The sequence below is a fragment of the Actinocorallia lasiicapitis genome (genome assembly GCF_054778695.1).
Genome location: NZ_BAAGZI010000697.1, coordinates 1 through 1500 on the forward strand (window position 1 = coordinate 1; position 1500 = coordinate 1500).

The window sequence follows — 1500 nt, forward strand, 5'->3', positions numbered from 1 at the left end:
CTGTCCGCGCCGGTCCGGACGGCCGCCGCGAACAGGGTCAGGCAGGCGTGCCGGTCGAGCAGCTCGCCCGCCGCGACGAACAGCACATGCGAGCCCGACGGATGTCGCGGCGGCACGACCGCCTCGACCGACCGCAGCGTCTGCTGCCGTACCGAGCGGACGGTCCGGGCGACGGCCCTGCGCCCCGCCCCCGTGACGACGACCGAGACCGCGATCCCCTTCTCCGACCGGTGCGTGTCCATCAGCAATCCCTTTCGTGCGGGCCGGGGTGGGGGAAGTAGCTCTCCAGGAAGCCCGTCGCGGCGTGCCATTTGCCGGATTCGTCGAGGTCGCCGGAGGCCATGTCGTTGAGGCAGAACACGTCACGGTCGCGGAAGGCGAGCAGCCGGGTCAGCATCGGCAGGTCGGCGCGGTGGCTCAGCCGGACGGTGTCGGCTTTCAGCCCGCCAGGCACCGCGCGTCCCGTGCACAGGGCGTAGTAGTGGTACAGCGAGGAGACGACCGAGAGGTCGGCGACCGAGCGGACCCGGCTGCGGGCCGTCCGCCGGAACTCCTCGGGGTAGCGCTCCTCCAGCTCGGCGAGGACGCTGCGGCGCAGCGCGTACGGCGCGTGCTTGAAGGCGTGGGTGGTGGTGCGGCCGAAGTCCCGTTCGATCAGGGCGCGGTTGTTCTTCGCGGCGGCCAGCCAGGTCGGATCGGCGGCGGCGCGCGGCGCGGGCGGGATGATCAGCGGTGAGGCGAAGTACTTGGTGATCCCGTTGGGGTGGAAGAACGCGCCGGGGGTGAGCGGGCGGCCCAGGAAGAAGTCGTCGTTGAGGTACAGGAAGTGCTCGCTGAGGCCGTCGATGTGGTGGAGGCGGGTCTCGATGGCGTGGGAGTTGAAGGTCGGCAGGGCTTCCGGATCGGCGAAGATCTCGCGATGGTCGACCACGGTCAGGCCGTCGCCGTCGCGGAGCCAGCCGGGACGCTGCCCGTCGGTGACGATCCACACGTGCCTGATCCAGGGGGCGTGGACGGCGAGGGAGCGCAGCGAGTAGCGGAGTTCGTCGCGGGAGCTGTAGCGGCTGTCGCCGCCGTCGGCCGGACGGGAGACGGTTCCGGCGAGGGCCGTGTCGCGGCGGGTGCGCCAGGTCGTGTCGTCGCCGTCCACCCAGGTGTAGACGGCGTCGACGGGGAAGTCGTGATCGTCGGTGAGGGTGCGGGCCAGGGCCTGGAGGGCGGGGTAGGCGCGTCCGGCGATGACGATCTCGGCCGGTTCGAACGCCTCGGCGTGCAGGGCGTCGCCGAGGAGGGTCGGGCGCAGGGCCGTGCGGCCGCCGTCGGTGGCGGGCTTCCAGAATTCGACGTCGCAGGAGCAATCCGCACCGTAGTGGGGTGTTCGGGTGGGTGACACCCAGGGTTGGAAGATCCGGAGGCCGCCGGTCGCGGGCCAGCGCGCCGTGTCGGCGAGCGTCCCGGACGAGGGCGCGCCCGCCGGAGGGCCGAGCGGCTGCGCGGCCA

The 1500-nt window shown here is 72.4% G+C and carries 2 protein-coding genes; both read right to left on the bottom strand.

Translation table 11 applies throughout. The annotated features are described in order from the left end of the window. Window positions 1–242 (bottom strand): hypothetical protein (locus ACYVE7_RS33880; protein ID WP_460370646.1); only part of this gene is annotated, 242 nt, incomplete at its 3' end. Continuing rightward, window positions 242–1500 (bottom strand): stealth family protein (locus tag ACYVE7_RS33885; protein WP_460370648.1); only part of this gene is annotated, 1259 nt, incomplete at its 5' end. The genes ACYVE7_RS33880 and ACYVE7_RS33885, both read right to left, overlap by 1 nt.